The organism is Alkalibaculum bacchi, assembly GCF_003317055.1.
Classification (GTDB): Bacteria; Bacillota; Clostridia; order Eubacteriales; family Alkalibacteraceae; genus Alkalibaculum; species Alkalibaculum bacchi.
The window spans coordinates 49,216-68,753 of sequence record NZ_QNRX01000014.1 but is presented as its reverse complement, the minus strand read 5'-3'; the positions used below and the strand labels follow the sequence as shown (position 1 = coordinate 68,753).

The 19,538-nt window shown below is 34.7% G+C and carries 20 protein-coding genes and 1 riboswitch; of the genes, 3 read left to right on the top strand and 17 right to left on the bottom strand.

Annotated elements, in window-relative coordinates:
* Positions 1–18: 18 nt before the first annotated feature.
* The 6 genes from DES36_RS10750 to DES36_RS10725 form a co-directional block, all read right to left on the bottom strand.
* Positions 19–747: a phosphoadenylyl-sulfate reductase gene (locus tag DES36_RS10750; RefSeq protein ID WP_113921206.1), complete on the bottom strand. Its 729-nt coding sequence runs from the start codon at positions 745–747 to the stop codon at positions 19–21.
* A gap of 15 nt (positions 748–762) precedes the next feature.
* Positions 763–1,782: a sulfate/molybdate ABC transporter ATP-binding protein gene (locus tag DES36_RS10745; RefSeq protein WP_113921205.1), complete on the bottom strand. Its 1,020-nt coding sequence runs from the start codon at positions 1,780–1,782 to the stop codon at positions 763–765.
* 13 nt (positions 1,783–1,795) lie between these two features.
* Entirely contained in the window at positions 1,796–2,683 is an 888-nt protein-coding gene (cysW, locus tag DES36_RS10740; protein WP_113921204.1) for a sulfate ABC transporter permease subunit CysW, read from the bottom strand.
* Positions 2,684–3,538, bottom strand: a complete 855-nt coding sequence (gene cysT / locus DES36_RS10735; RefSeq protein WP_113921203.1) for a sulfate ABC transporter permease subunit CysT — start codon at positions 3,536–3,538, stop codon at positions 2,684–2,686.
* A 35-nt stretch (positions 3,539–3,573) separates the two neighbouring features.
* Positions 3,574–4,605: a sulfate ABC transporter substrate-binding protein gene (locus tag DES36_RS10730; RefSeq protein WP_113921220.1), complete on the bottom strand. Its 1,032-nt coding sequence runs from the start codon at positions 4,603–4,605 to the stop codon at positions 3,574–3,576.
* Between the two features lie 385 nt (positions 4,606–4,990).
* On the bottom strand, positions 4,991–5,152 hold the full coding sequence (locus DES36_RS10725) for a YezD family protein (RefSeq protein WP_113921202.1): 162 nt from the start codon (positions 5,150–5,152) through the stop codon (positions 4,991–4,993).
* 314 nt (positions 5,153–5,466) lie between these two features.
* Between DES36_RS10725 and DES36_RS10720 the strand changes: the two genes are divergently transcribed.
* Together DES36_RS10720 and DES36_RS10715 are read left to right on the top strand one after the other, a co-directional pair.
* Positions 5,467–6,330, top strand: coding sequence for a LysM peptidoglycan-binding domain-containing protein (locus DES36_RS10720; protein ID WP_113921201.1), 864 nt, complete (start codon positions 5,467–5,469; stop codon positions 6,328–6,330).
* Between the two features lie 178 nt (positions 6,331–6,508).
* On the top strand, positions 6,509–6,988 hold the full coding sequence (locus DES36_RS10715; protein ID WP_207657452.1) for a flavodoxin family protein: 480 nt from the start codon (positions 6,509–6,511) through the stop codon (positions 6,986–6,988).
* Between the two features lie 377 nt (positions 6,989–7,365).
* Here DES36_RS10715 and DES36_RS10710 read toward each other — a convergent pair whose 3' ends face one another.
* From DES36_RS10710 to DES36_RS10685, 6 genes are all read right to left on the bottom strand, one after another.
* Positions 7,366–8,562 carry a hypothetical protein gene (locus tag DES36_RS10710; RefSeq protein ID WP_148581870.1) on the bottom strand — a complete coding sequence of 399 codons (1,197 nt, stop codon included), beginning with the start codon at positions 8,560–8,562 and terminating at the stop codon, positions 7,366–7,368.
* 380 nt (positions 8,563–8,942) lie between these two features.
* Positions 8,943–9,692 carry an AIR synthase related protein gene (locus tag DES36_RS10705; protein WP_113921198.1) on the bottom strand — a complete coding sequence of 250 codons (750 nt, stop codon included), beginning with the start codon at positions 9,690–9,692 and terminating at the stop codon, positions 8,943–8,945.
* 31 nt (positions 9,693–9,723) lie between these two features.
* Positions 9,724–10,233, bottom strand: a complete 510-nt coding sequence (locus DES36_RS10700) for an ECF transporter S component (protein ID WP_113921197.1) — start codon at positions 10,231–10,233, stop codon at positions 9,724–9,726.
* Positions 10,234–10,540: 307 nt separating this feature from the next.
* Positions 10,541–10,710: riboswitch (cobalamin riboswitch) on the bottom strand.
* Between the two features lie 122 nt (positions 10,711–10,832).
* A complete protein-coding gene (ftcD, locus tag DES36_RS10695; protein ID WP_113921196.1) occupies positions 10,833–11,708 on the bottom strand; it encodes a glutamate formimidoyltransferase in 876 nt (291 codons plus the stop codon).
* 253 nt (positions 11,709–11,961) lie between these two features.
* Positions 11,962–12,183 carry a YdbC family protein gene (locus DES36_RS10690; RefSeq protein ID WP_113921195.1) on the bottom strand — a complete coding sequence of 74 codons (222 nt, stop codon included), beginning with the start codon at positions 12,181–12,183 and terminating at the stop codon, positions 11,962–11,964.
* A 111-nt stretch (positions 12,184–12,294) separates the two neighbouring features.
* Positions 12,295–12,804, bottom strand: coding sequence for a M15 family metallopeptidase (locus DES36_RS10685; RefSeq protein ID WP_113921194.1), 510 nt, complete (start codon positions 12,802–12,804; stop codon positions 12,295–12,297).
* Positions 12,805–13,296: 492 nt separating this feature from the next.
* Between DES36_RS10685 and DES36_RS10680 the strand changes: the two genes are divergently transcribed.
* Positions 13,297–14,679, top strand: coding sequence for an MFS transporter (locus tag DES36_RS10680; protein WP_113921193.1), 1,383 nt, complete (start codon positions 13,297–13,299; stop codon positions 14,677–14,679).
* Positions 14,680–14,947: 268 nt separating this feature from the next.
* On the opposite strand, the gene DES36_RS10675 is transcribed toward DES36_RS10680, so the two are convergent.
* From DES36_RS10675 to DES36_RS10655, 5 genes are all read right to left on the bottom strand, one after another.
* Positions 14,948–15,160, bottom strand: a complete 213-nt coding sequence (locus tag DES36_RS10675) for a hypothetical protein (protein ID WP_113921192.1) — start codon at positions 15,158–15,160, stop codon at positions 14,948–14,950.
* 256 nt (positions 15,161–15,416) lie between these two features.
* Positions 15,417–16,259: a TylF/MycF/NovP-related O-methyltransferase gene (locus DES36_RS10670; protein ID WP_113921191.1), complete on the bottom strand. Its 843-nt coding sequence runs from the start codon at positions 16,257–16,259 to the stop codon at positions 15,417–15,419.
* Positions 16,260–16,270: 11 nt separating this feature from the next.
* Positions 16,271–17,305 carry a molybdopterin-binding protein gene (locus tag DES36_RS10665; RefSeq protein WP_113921190.1) on the bottom strand — a complete coding sequence of 345 codons (1,035 nt, stop codon included), beginning with the start codon at positions 17,303–17,305 and terminating at the stop codon, positions 16,271–16,273.
* Positions 17,306–17,335: 30 nt separating this feature from the next.
* Complete coding sequence (locus DES36_RS10660) at positions 17,336–18,358, bottom strand: XdhC family protein (protein ID WP_113921189.1); 1,023 nt, start codon at positions 18,356–18,358, stop codon at positions 17,336–17,338.
* 54 nt (positions 18,359–18,412) lie between these two features.
* Positions 18,413–19,498 (bottom strand): DVU_1551 family NTP transferase, encoded by a 1,086-nt coding sequence (locus DES36_RS10655; RefSeq protein WP_113921188.1) that lies wholly within the window; start codon positions 19,496–19,498, stop codon positions 18,413–18,415.
* Positions 19,499–19,538: the final 40 nt, after the last annotated feature.

Below are 19,538 nucleotides of genomic sequence, written 5' to 3'. Positions count from 1 at the left end.
CTATAATCCCCCTGTTCTCTATTGTATTTCTTCAGGCAGTAAATCCCAGTGGAGCCCACATTCTTTTTTTTCAGGACTCTCCCACCACCATCTGCCACTGCGCACATCTTCCCCTTGATTCACAGCTCGAGTACAAGGTTTACAGCCTATACTTCGAAACCCTCTCTCATACAATTCACTGTGAGGTACATTCTCCTTCTTTATATACGTCCATAAGTCTTCTTCACTCCAATTTGCAATGGGATTGATCTTGTAAAGAGAATGACTCTCATCCCACTGAAAGACGTCAATGGAACTGCGACTATCAGATTGTTCCCTCCTCAATCCGCAAATCCAGGCATCTAATGTGCCAAGTACTCTGTTTAAAGGACGAACTTTTCGAATCTCGCAACATTTCTTTCTTAACTCAACGCTTTTGTAGAAGCAGTTAGGACCCATCTCTGATACAAGAGCTTCTACATCCTTTCCGTCTGGTCCATATACCTCGTAATGAAAATCATATTTTCTCATAGTCTCTTCCATAAGATCATAAGTCTCTTGAAAATGCCTTCCTGTATCGATAAAAAAGATTCTCATCTTTGGGTTTACTTTAAGCAGTAAATCCGTTAGTACTTGATCTTCTATTGAAAGGCTAGAAGCCAAGGCAATTTTTGAAAGATCTATTTTTTCTAAAGCAAATTGAAGGATTTCAGATGGTGTTTCTTGTTCGTATATAAGGTTTATTTCTTTAAGATTTAAATTATTCATATGCTACTCCTCTCATCAAATCATATAATCATCAGGTATAAAAACTTTAAAATCTTTGGGGCGAACGAAAACGGTTTGTTTCGTCATTAGTCCCAGATTTTTATAAGTTTCTTTACCAATTTCTGCTTCAATATATTCCTCATTATCTAGCCTTTTTAATTCAATATTTACGGTAGGACCTACTGCTCGTATAAACTGAATCTGCGCTGGGATGAACTCACTGCTATCAGATTGTAGTTTTATTTCAATATCATGGGGTCGTGTATAGCTGGTTACTTCTACCTTTCCATCATGAACTCTACGATGGAAAAGATTCACATTTCCAAGAAAGTTATAAACAAAGGGATTGATAGGATTGTCATATACCTCCTCCGGAGTACCAATTTGTTCGATTTGACCCTGGTTTAAGATGACAATTCGATCAGCCACGTCTAAAGCTTCTTCTTGATCATGGGTAACAAAGACACTTGTTATTGGGTACTCATCGTGGAGTTTTCTCAGCCACCTTCGTAGATCCTTTCTCACCTTTGCATCTAATGCCCCAAAGGGTTCATCCAAGAGCAAGACCTTTGGTTCTACAGCTAATGCTCTCGCCAAAGCAATTCTTTGGCGTTGACCTCCAGAAAGCTGTGAAGGGTACCTATTTGCTAGCCCTTCCATTTTTACGAGACCTAGGAGCTCATATACCTTTTTTGAAATCACATCTTTGTTAGGTCTTATCTTCGATGGTCTTACCTTTAAACCAAAAGCAATGTTTTCAAAAACCGTCATATGTTTAAATAATGCGTAATGCTGAAATACAAATCCTACTTTTCTATCTTGGGTATTTTTCTCTGTATGATCTTCTCCATTAAAGATAATGCTACCAGTATCTGGTGTTTCTAGACCAGCAATAATCCTTAGAAGAGTGGTCTTTCCTGATCCCGATGGTCCTAATAGAGCCACTAGCTCTCCTGTATTTATCTTTAAATCAATATGACTAAGGGCTTTGAAAGAACTAAAGGACTTGGTGATATTTGCAATTTCAATACTCATGACTATGCCTCCTTTATTTACTGACTTCAACTTCCTCTGTCTCACGAAACGAAGTGCTTCGTTTTCTATGGACGATGCTTTTAACGATTAGATTGATCATGGCAATTCCTGTTAACAACGTTGCTACTGCAAAAGAAGCTGAAAACTGATATTCGTTGTAAAGTATTTCCACGTGAAGGGGTATTGTATTGGTAAGTCCTCTAATATGCCCTGATACAACGGACACTGCTCCAAATTCTCCCGCGGCTCTAGCCGCCGTAAGCATAATCCCATATAAAAGAGCCCATTTTATATTCGGAAAGGTTATGAGCCAAAAAGTCTTAAATCCATTTGCTCCTATGGTAAGTGCTGCTTCTTCTTCTGTAGTTCCTTGAGTCTCCATTAGGGGAATAATCTCTCGTGCCACAAAAGGAAGAGTGACAAATAAGGTGGCCAAGATAATACCAGGTTTTGCAAATATAATCTTTAATCCCAGTTCATTTAATATCGGGGCAAAAAGGCCATGAGTTGTACTAAATAATAAGACAAAGATTAGCCCTGCAACAACAGGTGATATGGCAAAGGGCAAATCGATGATGGTAAGTAAGAGCTCTTTGCCTTTAAATCTAAACTTTGCTACTGCCCAAGCTGCGATGAGCCCAAATATTGTGTTTATGGGTACTACTATGGCAATGGTAGTGAGGGTGAGTTTTATGGATTCTAAGGCTATTGGATCACTTATTGAAGCGTAATATACAGCCACTCCCTGTTCAAAGGCTTTTATGAATACTATAATAAGTGGGACTATGAGCATCATTACGAAAAATAGCAAAGCAATAGTGATTAAAATATAGGAAACTATTTTCCATTCCTTTTTTACAGGTTTTGGTGTTGTTTTATATAAGGTATCTTTACTAGTCATTTACTCACCCCTTACAGTACTATGTTTGTTACCTGCCCACCATTGAAAAAGGTTGATGAAAAAAAGCATAGCGAACGAAAGAATAAGCATAATTGCAGCAATAGCGGTGCCACCAGCATAATCATATTGCTCTAATTTCGTGCGGATTAATAGTGGCGTTATTTCTGTCCTTAAAGGCATATTGCCAGATATAAAGACGACCGAGCCATATTCTCCAAGAGCCCTTGCAAATGCAAGAGCAAAGCCAGTGATTAGTGCAGGCAAAAGTTCAGGAAGGATGACTTTAAAAAAGATCTGGCGTCTTGTAGCACCAAGGGAAGTTGCCGCCTCTTCCACTTCGATTTCCATGTTTTGTAGTACAGGCTGAACGGTTCTCACTACAAAGGGAAAACTAATGAAGATCAGCGCCAGAGTAATTCCTAGAGGAGTATAAGATATTTTTATTCCATATGGAGCAAAAAGCTTGCCAATATAACCATTTTGAGCATAAAGTGTAGTCAGAGCTATACCTGCTACAGCAGTAGGTAAGGCAAAAGGCAAATCAATAAATCCATCCATAATTTTTTTGCCAGGAAATGTGTATCGTTCTAAAACCCAAGCCAAAATCAGCCCAAAAATAGTATTTACTGTAGCTGCCAATAATGATGTACTAAAAGAAATTTTTAAAGAGGCTACCACTCTTTCATTAGAAACGATTTCCCAAAATTTCTCACAACCAATTTGGGAACTATTGATAAAAACCATAGACACTGGAATCAAAACCAAAAAGGTAATATACAAAAGGGTAAGACCCATGGTAATTCCAAAACCAGGTAGAACTCTTTTTTCTTTAAAAGCTCTTGTTGTAAAGTTCATAAACTCAACTCCATTTTTCAGTTACTGCTATTAAATTACTTGCCTGTATAAATTTGATCGAATATTCCTCCGTCACTAAAGTGTTCCTCTTGTGCTTTTGTCCAACCACCAAATACTTCATCAATGGTAAAGAGATTTACCTCAGGAAACTGAGATGCATATTTCTTTGCTATTTGTTCATTGGTAGGTCTGTAATAGTTTTTCGCTGCGATCTCTTGACCTTCATTGCTATAAAGGTACTCAAGATATGCCTCAGAAACTTCCCGAGTACCCTTTTTGTCAACTACGGAATCTACAACAGTTACTGGTGGCTCTGCAAGGATACTCATAGAGGGAACAACGATTTCAAATTCATCTTCACCTAATTCATTGAGCGAAAGAAAAGCTTCGTTTTCCCATGCTAGAAGAACATCTCCCAAACCCCGTTCTACAAAAGTAGTCGTTGATCCACGAGCACCCGAATCCAAGACTGGTACATTTTTATAAAGGGCTGTCACAAAATCCTTTGCCTTACCTTGATCATCTCCATTGTTTTTGAGAGCATATCCCCAGATTGCAAGATAATTCCACCTAGCACCGCCAGAGGTCTTAGGGTTTGGCGTAATGACTTCTACCCCTGATTTAATCAAATCATCCCAATCTTTAATGTTCTTTGGATTACCCTTTCGAACGAGAAAAACCATGGTCGATGTATATGGTGAAGAATTGTTGGGTAAGCGACTTTGCCACTCTTTACTTAATATTTCTTTATTGGTATTGATTGAATCGATATCATAAGCTAATGCTAATGTCACCACATCCGCTTCATTTCCATCTAAAACCGTTCTAGCCTGACTCCCTGAACCTCCATGAGATTGTTGAATTGTGACATCTTGACCCATTTTCTCTTTCCAGTACTTACTAAATGCACTATTGTATTCCTGATAAAGCTCCCTTGTAGGATCGTAAGATACATTGAGTAGCATTACTGGCTCCTTCCCCTTAGGCGTACGAACTTCTTTTGTTTCAGGTGATTTTGTGCAAGCTACAGAGGATATAATCAATATTAATGCAAGGATGACAAACATTCCTCTCCTCAATCCTTTGAACCTCCTATTGCTTACTTTTCTTTCGATTAAATTATGTAGTTTAATCATCTTCATATTTACTTCTCCCTCTTATTTTTTGTTTTATTGTTCATTGTCATAAAATCACTTCATCTTATCTCCTCCTTTTACTGAGCAGAAAACTTTTGACACTTTAGTCGCTAGTCGGTAGTCTTTAGCTCCTAGCATTAGGGTATTCCTTTTGGGTTAAGATCCTTCGCTTGCGCATAGGATGACTGGGCAGGAGCTAAGTCCAAAGGTTGAATTTCCCTAGTTAAACAAAAAAGGCTAAGTAAAGAAAGAAAACCGTTTTCTTTCTTTACTTAGCCTCCATTTTTTATGGTCAGCTTTTATGTAATTATACTTTCTACTTCATTCGTATTTTTTCATTGGCTTCAATTTGCACTACAAAACCATCCTGAATGATAAGGGTTATGGATCCGTATTTTATAGATTTCTTCAATTCTAAGATTTTTCGTAATGTCTCATCCGTAAAATTGTCGATTAATTTTTTTTGACTCCTATCCATAACGATCCCCCAATATAATACAAAACTTAAAATATTTCATCGAATTTTATTCTATTTCATAGTAAATCAATATGTTTAATATAATTATATATTCACTTTAATACAATGTCAATCATATTATTAATTTATAATTCGACATATTTTTTTAATGATAATCTTAAAATACATTCTTTGCAGATTTATTGCGGTTACGTCAAATGCCACATTTGTTTATAGTGACGTTATTAGTCTTCTTTTTTGTGTTTTAATATAAAATTGTAAAGGTTTCTCTTTTGGAACATAGAATATATTGAATCTCAAAAAGGAGGTACACTATGCAATTTTTCTACACGGTTCAATCAGGAGATACCTTGAGCAATATCGCAGCACGTTGGAGTATTCCCCAAGCCTCCCTTATGGCGGCTAATAATTTATCTGCTCCCTATTTAATTTATCCTGGACAGCAATTATCTATGCCTCCAGGCGTAACTACATATGTAGTTCAACCAGGTGATACTCTCCATTCTATTTCTACAAAATATAAAATCCCTTTACGCACCTTAATTTCAGCAAATGCTATTGATCAGCCTTATGTTATTACTCCAGCGATGGTTTTAAATGTCCCTAGAGGCGTACCTTATTATACGGTTAAACAAGGAGATAGTCTGTACAAAATTGCTTCAAAATACAATGTAACCTCAAATGGGCAACCACAACCTGATTTTATTGTAATGGCAAATCCTGGCCTAACAACTAAGATCATCCCTGGAATGAATCTACAAATACCTTATGGGCTTCCAAGTGTCTCAGGGCAAATTGCCTTACTGTTAACAGACCAATTTAGAGATTATATTGTATTATACAAACCTCAGTCAAGAGACGAAGTTTATTTAGCAGTGGATAATGCAGGAAGAAATTCGAGAGTCTTTTGGTCCCCTAATAACAACAGAATTGCTTATATTGATGAAGATGGTGTTATTTCAATTATGGAGCTTACTACAGATAAGATAGCAAAAATTGATCAAATACCTGCTTCCGCCTTTGTGGACTGGTCTCCTGACAGTCTAAAAATTGCATATCTATCAGGATGTAGGGAAGATCGGCCACCAGTGGAGGTGTGGATTGTAGAACTAAATAAACCAGTTCCCCAGAATGTGATGAGTGGATTTTTGTTTTTTGACTTAGATTACAATCATTAGCAACCAGCCATTAGCTTTCAGCTGCTAGTGCTCTAGGGTCAGGTCTCACGGGTAAAAAACTTTACTATTTTATTTTAATTATAAAATTACATATTTAGCAATTATTTACTATTTTATCGATACAAATTCAGGTATAATGTAGTAATACAATGTGCAAATACGTAATTAGGAGGCAATAATGAAAATTGGCATTATCGTTCATTCAAAATCAGGCAACACCTATTCCGTCATTGAAGGAATACAAGAAAAGCTTGTCCAGAGAGGTCATGATGTGAAAATTGAGAGGATCCAAACAGAAGGCGAAGAAAACCTTAATGAGGTGGACCCTACAAAAATTCACCTAGGGACAATACCTGATGTGAGTCAGTATGATGGGGTAATTTTAGCAGCACCTGTGAGAGCTTTTTCTATCTCGCCTATTTTAGGAGCTTATCTTACCCATATAAGTTCATTAGAAAATAAAAAGGTAGCGTGTTTGGTTACTCAGTTCTTACCATTTCCCCAGATGGGCGGCAAACGGGCAATCAATCAGATAAAACAGGCTTGTAAATCCAAGGGAGCAATTATAGCTGGAACAGCAATCGTAAATTGGACCCATCCAAAAAGGGAAGCTAAAATTGTAAGCGCAATTGAAATAATTAGCAAGCTGTTTGGTTAATTACTCTAGAGAAATAACTTTAATATAGGGTGGACTACACTATCCACTCTATATAATATCAATATCTTTTTGTTCGTTTTAACTTAAGTGGAATATATTAAATTATTATACTCCACTTTTTACAGTTCTTTAGTTGCATATACTACAACTGTATGATTCTTGTTTTCTTTGTATACTTGAGCAGCATTCACTTGGATCGTTTTTTACGATATAGCTAATGTATTATGGTTAATTAGTACGTAAATTTTCTGATCTCAATACATATTTTGATGAGGTTCATCCTGTTTCTAAATAGGGAATTCTTGAAATCATTCTAATTCCTGAATAATTATTGTATACAATAGTCACATAAATTAGGATGAAATACAAAATTAGGATTATAATAATTTTACCTTTAACCAGTCTAAGAGCATAAGTTCCATATCCGCATCTCCTTTTACCGGAGAATTCGAAGCTAAATTCTTGCCTTCTTTATAAAATTGCAATGCCTTATTTATGTCCTTAGTATAATAAATCTCATATGCCATCATTAGTCTCTTCTTACTCATCTGAAACCTTGATGCTTTTATGTATTTCTTTAACTTTTTATTATAGAGACGATCTATCGTAGATTTATCACAATCTGTAACTAATTCTAAAAACAATCTTTCACAGTTTATTTCATTGACAAATAGAAGTGCAATGCGGTCCATATGTTCTGTAAGAGAAAGAAGACATGTTTTTGCAGATTCTATATCTAGGTGATCTAAATGATAGCTGTATTCCATTAATCTCATAGCCGTATTAAGAGGCTGGCTTACATCTGCATTATTATTTAGCACAAATTTACTTAAAGGTAGTTCTTTCATCCTAATCCCTAAGCTCTGTAGTCCATTTACCTCTAATTGAACATAAAACCCTCTCCTTGCATCTTCATCCTTTAGCATAGAGTAAATATTATGTCCATCATTGGGAACTCCTCCAATTTTCATTGGAATACCATTGGTCACTGCTGCTAGTATTCCAGCGAATGCAGCCAATAATAATATAACTTCTAAAACAAATGCCATTTCTTTAATAAGAACTATCGTAGATATACATAATGCGGACACGAGTAAATTTATGATGACTCCACCTAAATTGTAGAGAACAAACGGAAATTCCCCATCCTTTATTTTGGGTGGCATCATAAGGCATTGTCCAGCCGTACCAGGTATATTAAATTTCTTTGTTTTTAGCTTTCCATCTTCTTTTACTATAGTGATAGATCCTATTCGAAAAGAAACAAAAGTATAATCTGTTAACAATCCAAAAATCAAGTGCCCTGCCTCATGAATGATAATATGTATTATATATCCAATAACAAACAATATGATTAGGCCATAAAACTTCAAAAGTCCAATGAATATATTGTCGCTTTTTAACCATGGATTAAAAAAATCGCCTATAAAAAAACCTAATACGCCGCCAAATACTCCACAAATTACAATGCTTTTTAGTGTATCTAACCAGCCTTTATTCTTATACTTTGATTTGCTATGATTGCCTTTACCCATTAAATCCTCCACTTGATAAATTTTTAATAATAATTGCATTATAAGTCTACTTTACCATAATATAAATCCCTTTTGTAGTTATGTATAAACAAATGTTATTCACTCTCTATTAAGATTTTTAAGTGTATGTATAATTACTTCTATTTAGCTAGCATGAGCATCTAAGATTATGCTAAAGATACAATTTGAGATAAATGTTAGAAAATAATAGATACCTATAGTAGCTTTTGAGTTAATGTATCACTTTAACCAGCCTTACCCTCCTTGATATTCAAGAAGGATAAGGCTCATGTAGAACATTAATATAAGTCCTTGCACCAAATTATAGTCTGAATTTTTGTTTGATTACAATAATTGTAGATTATTGACTATTGCCAAAGAAATACTAGTATATTAGGTGTTTTTTATTCATTCATATCTTAGCATTTCTCAATAAAACACCCTAAATATGAATAAGATACATTGTATTTTGTTAGTTGTTCTAATATGGTTTCTTTCTGTCCTGATATGATAAAACAAGTGACTGGTCCAGCAGATTTTTTTATATCTACTTCTACTGTCTGTGTATATTTAAAATCCAAATCGTTACTTTTGCAAAGCTCCCCTATCTCATAATCAATGCCCTTTGAACCGACAGGAAGTATTTCGTTGATCCCTAGTATATCTTTAATTAGGCTTATTATTTTGATATTGGGTATTTCCTTAGACTTTAGCACTTCTGACCCTACCTTAGGCTTTCCAACCACAATAAGGTCATCTCCCTTATAGGTCCTTGGCTTCGTCCAGTTTTTAAGATCAATCATGCCTATAGCCGTTATACCTATAGATGTTTGTACAGTAGGCATATTTTCTTCTGTACTCCCTGTAAGGAGCATTTCTTGATCTAATCCACAATCAGTAATTGCCTTCTTTATTCCACCGATAATTTTTTCCCCAGTAGGATTCATCTCTACACAAAAATTATTCACTATGGTTATTGGCTTAGCTCGAAAAGCTAATAATTCACTTAAAGCCACACCTGCTGTAAGGTACCCAACTACTTCTTGTGGTGTTTCTAGCGCATCATGCTTTTTCATACCTATTCCACCACAAGAATCACATGCTAATACCATCATTGTTTCTTCATTTATGTGCATTAATGTTAAGTCTCTAAATTTATTTACCTTCAATATACTCACCTGTTCGCCAATTTAGTTTTAGTTAAATTCTCTTCTTTAGCAAACTGTATAAAACAGCAGCTGCAAGGACGTTAACTGTTGAAGCCAGTAATAAGGGACCTACCAACATGAAAAAAAACTCTTTTACAGTTGGAATCATTCCTAATAACTGCATGATTAATACAGATAAATAAGTTGCACCTACTCCATTTAGGATAATTGCAATAGTACTATTTACAATTAAATTTATGCGATTGTTGAGATAACCATATAACCAGCATATAAAAGCCATGGTGCACATTACGACTAAATGAATAGGGATAGACATAGGAAAACCACTTGTCATAGCTGTGAGCAGGTGACCTATTGCCCCAACTGCTGCACCTGCTACTGGACCTAATAGTAAAGCAGCAAAAAAGGCTGGCAATGCATCTAATGCGATGGAGCCCAAAATTTTAATTTGTGCTCCTATAAATGCTAATGCAATTAATAAAGCTGTGTAAACTAATTTCCTAGTTTTAGTGACTTGAGTGTTTTGAATTAATGAGTTCATAACTTCCTCCTTAAATTAATAAATTATTATATTAAAATAAAAACTTTCATTTACGTGGACATATGAGTTGATTTTTCTACACCTCGAAATCGGCTAGGCCGATTCCTCGGTCGCGCCATTCGCTAAATGAAAGCTAAAGCTTTTATTTACGGATTCTTTTTATCATACGCGTCAAATTAGTAAACTATTTGGTGCGTATGATAAAAAGAATCCTGCGAAAGCTTCACCTTCGCTTGGCTCATTAGTTCGCGAAAAAAAGAAAAGTTTATGACCAATATAAAATTGATCATAAACTTTACCGTCGCTTACGAATTCTATGATACAGGCAGGTCTCCTGGCTATGACTCACGGCAATATATTCCTTCCCGTTACCAGTGGATAATATACATTGCTCCTCATTTACAGTGGTGGGTCCGCTCGAGATTTTCACTCGATTCCCTATTCTCCTATTAAGGCACCTGATTCATACATATGTATTTGTTATAACAATATTATAAACATTTTAATTTGATTTGTAAAGCTTAACGATATAGCGAAATTTAGAATATAATATCTAATACACTATTACTCTTTACTCTCATATAACGGATATATCGCAGTCAGAAGTAAATCTGATCTGTAGAAAAATCTTTTAATCTAATATAAAAATCAAGTAATTCTCTTAACGCATATACTGGAACTGGCCCTACTAACTCTGTGTCTGAAATATTTACATTATATCTGCTCGCTTCAAACTTTATTGTTTCATATACTCTATGTATAGGCGTCTTTTCATAATTCGTTAAATTCATAGATACTTGAATCATCTTTCTGTCTGGTATTTCTAATGCAATAGCGCGGACATGCTGGTATCCACCAGAAGATCCTCTTATAGCAGTAGCGATTTTATTTCCTATTTCTAAGTCTTCAGTATCTAAGTTGATATTAAATGCTAATAGGGCAAATCTTGATCCTACAACAGTGGCTCCACTCTTAGGATTAAATTCAAATGGACCTTCATCTGGTTTCCAGCTTTCGTCCTTCATTTTGTCAGCTAGTGCTTCATATTGACCTTTCCTAATTTTAACTAAGGACTTTCGATCATCCCTAATGGCTGAATCCTCATAATAATATACTGGTACGCCTAAGCTGCCCATATACCTACCATATTCTTTAGAAATTTCTACAGCTTCCTCACCAGTCATATTTAATATAGGTATAAAAGGTACTACATCCACTGCTCCCATTCTTGGGTGACTTCCTCTATGCTTCGTCATATCGATAAGTTCAATAGCTTTTTTCGATAATCTTTTTGTAGCATCTAAAACAGCTTCACATTCTCCCTTATAAGTGAATACAGATCTATTGTGGTCCTTATCAGAATTTAAATCTATAATTTCTATATCATTACCTACCATTAACGATTCTTTTATTTGTTCTATCTTAGCTCCATCTCGTCCCTCACTTATATTTACTTCTACAAGTAAAATCTTCATAAGTAACCCCTCCATTTATACGAACCCTTTAAACTTATATATAATTAAGCTTTTCATTACCATTAACACATATACAAGAAAGCGTCTGTGGCGCATTAGTCGCTCGTCTTTAGTCACTAGCATTTGGGTATCCCTTTTGGGTCTAGATCCTTCGCTTGCGCTCAGGATGACTGAGCAGGAGCTAGGGTCAAAAGTAGGTGTTTCCTAGTACATTATAAAATCGCAAAGCCATTATACAAATGGCTTTGCGGTTTTATATTTCCATCTGATTTAAGATATCTCTCAATACAATCAATTCATCCTTAGAAAGTGTAATCCCCTTCCCCATCTTCACATGATCTGGTGCCCAATCTCTTAAATCGTATTTAGGTGCTCGTTCATTCCAGCTAATCAGATTAAGCTCTTTTACCCAACCTTTATTGCTTTCAGATATTGTCCCTATCGTTTCAACAAGTTTAAATTTAATTTCGGCCATTATATTATTTCCTCCTTTGTATTATTCATTTCTTGAACCTTCTGCTTAATGTATCAATTTCAGTAATATTAATTCCCTTATCTTTTTATCACACAAATAAGGAACAAGTGATTACTGTATCCACCATCTATTTAATTCATAATGAGGCATATCTTGCACTTCATCAAAATAATAACCTGGAGTAAACCCCACTTCTTTACCTATTTCTGCACATTTCCTAAAAAACTCTAAATCCCCATAAGGATCATCCGTATCGTCTTCGCAAATATCAAATGCATGCCTTTTAGTGTGTTTACTGTTTTTCGTCCATGTAACCACTAAACCAGGTGTAGTTCTGCCCTGTTCATATAGTATATCTTGTCGAGCTTGCGTTCTATAGGTTTCTGTAATCCGCACATTAAGTCCATTTTCTTCGCATTTTTCTAAAAATTCAAGGGCCAATTCCCTAGTTTTGGGACTCAGCTCATTTAAATCAGAAATTCTTTCAGTAGAAGATTCATCGGAATGTTCATACTCTCCTTGATCAAATACGAATGTATAAAACCCAATCTTTGGTAATACAATAAATATCAATGATAAAAATATTAAAATTATTAAAAATAATACTATTCTTTTTCTCATATTATTAATCCATTCCTTTACCTCACTCAAAATACAAAATCTTATAAGAATTATTGGCTTTAAGCGATTTTTATATTTTTTATTATTTGAATACTCCGTACAATGCTCCTAGCAATATTATACAACATACAAAAAAATAAGTAAGCTTATGTTTCTTAATTGTTTCTTAATTTTTAATTATTTAGCTTATAGAAAAGTAATTCTAGGAACAGAACGATTAATAAAATTCTATATCTTGCGACATATTGACAATCTTAATTGAATATAATATTATATAAATATAAATTTTGTAGAGCAACACTTGGTATAAAAGACACCTATGAATATACATAAGATATAGTAAGAATACAGAAAATTATTGTGATTATTATAAGGTATCGCAAAGCGATACCTTTGTTACGTTTTTACTAGCAATACTCTATTATTCATTCCATTTCATGGTGCTTTTTTATGTAAAAGTGTAATGCTTTACAGACAAGAGGAGATGAAATAATGGACAAAATTCAAAAGGCGGGTAGAAGAATCAACAGCAAAATTAAGACTTTCTTTGGTATTGCAGATGCTGGTTTTTCTTTTATGACATTCGTCGAGACATCTTATTTTACACCGTTCTTAACCAACTATGCATTGCTTCCAAATGCTTTAGTCGTGTTAATCACTACAATCACTGGAATCGCGGATATTGTCAGCTCATTGGTTGCAGGAGTATTTTTAGACAAATCCAATCTAAAATGGGGAAAATACCGTTCATGGTTATTAGTTGGACCACCATTTGTCGTGCTATTCTATATATTCCAATTTACGAACATTGGCTCCCCTACACTTGCCGCAATTATTATTAGTTTAGGTTTTATCATCAGTCATACAGTTTGGAATGTATCTTGGACTGCGAATATGTCTCTTGTATCTGTTTTAACAGACGATCCAAGAGAAAGAGCTTTCTTATCAAGTAGAAGAGCAGCTGGTTCTACTGTAGGTAAAGTAGTGGCTTCTTACTTGACTATGCCAGTAGTCTTATTCTTCACTGGAATATTTGGAGAAGGATCAAGCCTTGGCTTTACTGTAACAGCAGGTATTTTCGCAGCAGTTATGATGGTAGCTTATTATATGCATTTTGCTATTTCTAAAGGATATGAAGAACCCATAAGTGCTTCTAGCACAAAAACTCAAGTAAAGAAAGGTCCTTCATTAGGTGATATGTTTAAGTCTGTATTTTCTAATAAGAACCTTGTATTATTCGTAATTTCAGATTTCACAAAATTAATTGGATACTATTTATTAATGGCTGCTTCTTTCTATTACTTTAATTATGTAACAAATAGCATGGCCTTACAACCTGTATTCCTTCTTGTATTTAATATTGCAGGATTTATTGGAGCAATTGCATCCCCTTCTATCGTAGGAAAGATTGGAACAAAGCTTACATACCTTTTAGGAATGGGTGGTTACGCTGCATCTATTATCCTTGCATATTTTGTAGCACAAAATGTAATAGCTGTTATTACTATAATGGGAATTGGGCAAGTATTCTTTGGCTTCTCATATGGATTAACATCTTCATTCTATTCTAATGGTGCTACTTATAGCCAATGGAAAACAGGTAAAGATACTAAAGGTGTTATCATGGCTTTCTCTGGCTTCTCTATTAAGGTAAGTATCTTAGTTCGTGGTCTTATCTTAACGGCGGGAATTGCTGCATTAGGATTTGATGCAAAAGCAGAAAACATCAGCCCTGAAATTATCGAAGGATTTAAGAACATCTTCTTTATTGCTCCATTTATTTTTGCAGTGGTGGCTTTTGCAATTATGTTCTTCTATAATCTTCCAGACAATAAGGTAAGAGAAATGGAAGCTGAAATTGCTACAAGGAAATAGGTGCTAGTTTCTAGTCACTAGTCCTTGGTCACTAGCATGAGGGTATTCCTTTAGGGTCAATATCCGATCCTACGCATAGGATGACTGGGCAGTAGATATAGGAAAAAGTAGAATTTTCTAGTACAAAAAAAGCTAAGAGCCTTGCAAAATGCAAGGCTCTTAGCTTTTTTGATTAAATCATTTAGTATGATGAAATAAGACGAGAATTCTAGATTGATGCCCCTCCAACCTAAAAGTTGATATGCTTACCTATTCAAGTTAAGAAATTCTAAATGTCTTCTTTTATTTTGCAAAGCATTTCATTTAATTCTAATGCAAGTGTTTTTAACTCTTCATATCCTTCCTCGCCTATTAAATTACGTTCTTTAGCGATGGATAATTTTACAATTGTATCGTTAATAGACGATATGGTATTTTGTAAGGCGTTTTCATATGATATTATCTTTTTATAATCTCTTCTCGCCCCTATTTCATCAGACATGCAAAAACCCCTCTCCCCTTGTAAAATTACTAACTACAAGTTACTTTGCCTTAGTTGAGAAGGGCACCAATCCCTAAATTTTGATTGTGGCTTGCTAATGGGTATTTTGTCTTTAAATTAATATATCCTTATTCCTTCATAACATATGTCATTTTAAGGAAATATGTTGAATATTTCTCCTTTTCTTAAAATTATTATTTTTAATAATAAAAAATCTCCAACTAAGAACAGTTGGAGATAAAATTCAGATATAAAATCAAATAATAAGTGCACTTCCATGCAAGTCACAAAGTGGAATGATTCTTATATCCTCTTTTTTTGAAAAGTCTTCTACAGCCTTTTTTACATTTGGAAACTGAGTGCTATTATAGTCATGAACTAATATATATCCTCCTTTAGATAGGCGAGGATAAAAATATATAAGACCATTATATGTGGGCAGATACAAATCAGTATCTATACTTACAAACGCAAATGTATCTTCTACACCAAGTGCAGTTTCTGGAAAATACCCCTTACAAAATACAGCCATATGAGGATATGGTAGTACACTTTTTACATCTTCCATACTTGTGTCACTAAAATCCCCTCTTTTTGATCTACTCTTATCATATTGATTTTCACATTCTAAATCTCTCCAGTCAAAACCTTCGAATGTATCGAAAAGATACATTTTTCGTTCCTTAAATATGGTATTCATTTCTCTCGCAAGATATCCTTTATATACTCCTAACTCTGCTACATTTCCTTTTACTTTTTTATCGTTGATTTCTCTAGCTAGTAGCCTCAAAGTTGATAGTCTAATATCAAACAATCCCCTTAATTCATTAATATTTAGTATTTTTGTTTCCCTTATTCCTTCTGATACAAGCTGTTCGAATATATTTTCTGCTGCTTCTTTGTTTAGCACGGAAATAATCACTGCATCAGGTTTTAAGCTCTTTATATCATTAGAAGATATTACAGGAATAGTATCCAAAGTAGTTGGAATATTCTTATAATTGTTATCTGCATATGCAAGTAATTCGCAGCTTCCGTGAAGTAATTTGCCAATCATTTTTCCTGCCTGCCCCGCCCCGAATATTACAATTTTTTTCATTACAAGCTCCCCTAACATCCTTTTCCAAAACCACAATTAGGATATGTACATAGATCGCAGTTTAAACATAATCCACCTTGACCGAGCCTGTCTAAATCTGCTTTACTAATGGGGTCATCTGCCATAATTCTAGGTAATATCAAATCAAAGATAGTGCGGTCTGAATACATGACGCATCCTGGTAGACCTACTATTGGCACTTTTTTGTCTTTATAGTCATAATAAGCTACTAATAGCATAGCACCTGGAAGTACTGGAGCACCATATGTGATAATCTCTGCTCCCGTTGATTTTATAGCGCCAGGAGTACAATCATCAGGATCAACGCTCATGCCACCAGTGCAAGCTATAACATCTGCCCCATTTTCTATGTATGATAATACTGCAGCAGTAATTTGCTCTTTCTTATCATCTACAATAGTTTGACCCATAATTTCTACATCAAATTCATTAAATTTCTCTATAACTACAGGGCCAAAGGTATCCTTTATTCTCCCATGAAAAACTTCGCTTCCTGTGGTTACGATGCCCACTTTTTTGTGCTTAAAAGGTATAATAGACATGATAGGTTTTCCTGCACCAATCTCCTGAGCCTTTACCATCTTTTCTTCTTCAATTAATAATGGAATGATTCTTGTTCCAGCTAATTTGTTTCCTTTCCTGACAATGGTATTACCGTGTCTTGTGGCTATAATCATTTCTCCCAAACTATTGATCTGAAAAAGCCTTTTTGAATCCAATTTAAATAATCCGTATGTATCTGCAATAAGTTCTATTTTTCCTTCTTTCACAGGAGTAGGTTTCATATATTCATTTTTGCAAACACCATAAAGTATTTCAGCGGCCTCATTTTCATGAAGCATTCCCTCTTGTTTTTCCCATACATAAAGGTTTTCTTTGCCAACAGATAAGAGGACGGGTATATCTTCTTTCCTGATAATATGACCCTTTTTAAAGACCACATCTTTGGTAACACCTCTAATGATTTGTGTAATATCGTGACAAAGTATATGACCTACTGCATCTTTCGTTTTTATTTGATTCATTTTACTATGTCTCCTCTCATTTTGTATAATTTACTTTATGATTTCTACAAATAGTTCTACAATTCCACCACAAACCATTCCATCATCTTCTGCTTCTTCTCCTGTCATATCTGCTTTTACCAACTTAGATTCTCCACTATCTATACATGAAAATGCAGATTGCCTTATGTCTGCCTCAACACAGCCTCCCCCAATTGTGCCAATCATAGTGCCATCTTTTAATACAAGCATTTTTGTTCCCACTTCTCTTGGAGCAGAACCTCTCCTCGAAACAATCGTAATTAATGCTTTCGGCATATCTTGATATTCTTCATCTAAAATGTGGTTCATTATTTCCTTACTATAGGTGCTCGTTCCAATCTTCTTGTTTTTTACTTCTATTATTTGGGCCATAATAGATACTGCAATTTCTGCAGGAGTTTCTGACCCAATTTTTAATCCGATTGGCGTATATACCTTATTGAGTTTTTCTCTGTCAATGCCTTCCTCCTCTAAGTAGTCTAAGACCTTGGCAACACGCACTTTGCTACCAATCATTCCGATATAAGCATTTTCCTTTTGGATTATTTTCTGCAAACAGATTTGGTCATATCGATGTCCTCTTGTGACTATGACAAAAAAAGTGCCATTATCGCCATCTATTTGATCTAAGGCGCTATCAAAAGGTTCACAAATCACCAAGTCTGCTTCTGTATTTCTTGCATTATTTGCAAAAGAAATCCTGTCATCGATTACAGTCACTGGCAAGTCAAGAAGCTTGCACATGCTTATTATCGGCATTGAAATATGGCCTGCTCCACATATAACCACATTGTATTTTTGTGTTAAAAATTCCATATACGCTTTTTCATCACCTACAGTAATTATTTGACTTTTACTGTTTTGTGTAATTTGATCTATCCATTGTTGCCAATTTACTTTATTGTTGTTCGTATAAACGATTTCTCCATTTGACAAGAGCAGTTTAGAATCCATATTCTTACCTGATACAATGGTTAAGATTCTATTGTCCTTGCTCTTATCGATTTGCTGTAATTTTTTAAAAAATTCCATTGGTTTCTCTCCTTACCATTAGTGTTGTATATATATTGTGATCTCGCTCTTATTTCAATTATTAAATATCATTTTGTACAAAATTTCAGCTTGCTCTTTCTTTCTTTTTACAGCTTTCAACGCAATCTCGTCGTTCTTGTACATATTTTCTTTAACCGAAAATCTTTCATCGAGGGGGACAAATTTGTCTTCCTTTACTAATTTGTCTGATAAAAAAACAACTTCCTTTTCGGTTATCATGGAGGGAATCTCTTCTAATCCCATATGTTCAGATACAATGTGAGCAATTTTTTTATATCCCATATCCTCTAGCCACTGTGCACCAACTTTATCATGGTGCGCTCTGCCTTTCGCAATATCATGTAGCAAACTGGCCGCTAGGATTATTTTCTTGTCAAGAAATATTCCTTCATCACTTAGATACTCACAAATGCTTAAAGCCTTTTGCGCGACTTTATCAGAATGCAGTTTTACAGCATCTGTCATTTGAAAGTAATCTTGAATTTTACGACATATATCAACATCAGGACAATCTTTTTGGTCATTAAACGCTAAAAGTTCTATATAGTCAAGATTAACGTCTGCATCTAATATTATTCCAGGATCTATAAAAGAAATATTTTTGCATTCACTCCTCATTTTGTTTATTACGCCTTGTAACCCCATCGTGCCATCGTGCTCTAGTATTTTATTAAAGGCATCTTTTTTTAATAATAAAGGATGACCATTCTCACTTTCATAAGAAGGTTGTACTAATTTTATTCGAGCATCTTTTATTTCTTCTATCATTCCTTTCAGCGTAAACTGTTGAACAAATGGGCTATCACCAGGAGATAAAAATGCATAATCCACTTTGTCCCTTATTTGTCTAAGACCCATGACAATGGAGTCAAACATATGAGTTGAATCGTAATTTGTATTCCTTATAAAATGAATCTCTCCATCTTTAAATACTTCCTCAATTTCATTGCCCCGATATCCTGTAACCAGAAAAATTTCATCAACTCCTGCACGTTTATAGTTTTCAACTGTTACTTCAATAATCGTTTTGTTGTCTATAATCATCAATGGCTTGAAGGTTTTCATTCTAGAAGACATTCCTGCTACTGCAATTACAGCACCAATTTTATGCTTTTTCATAATTCACCTCCATGCTTATCTTTTTAATACATATAATACA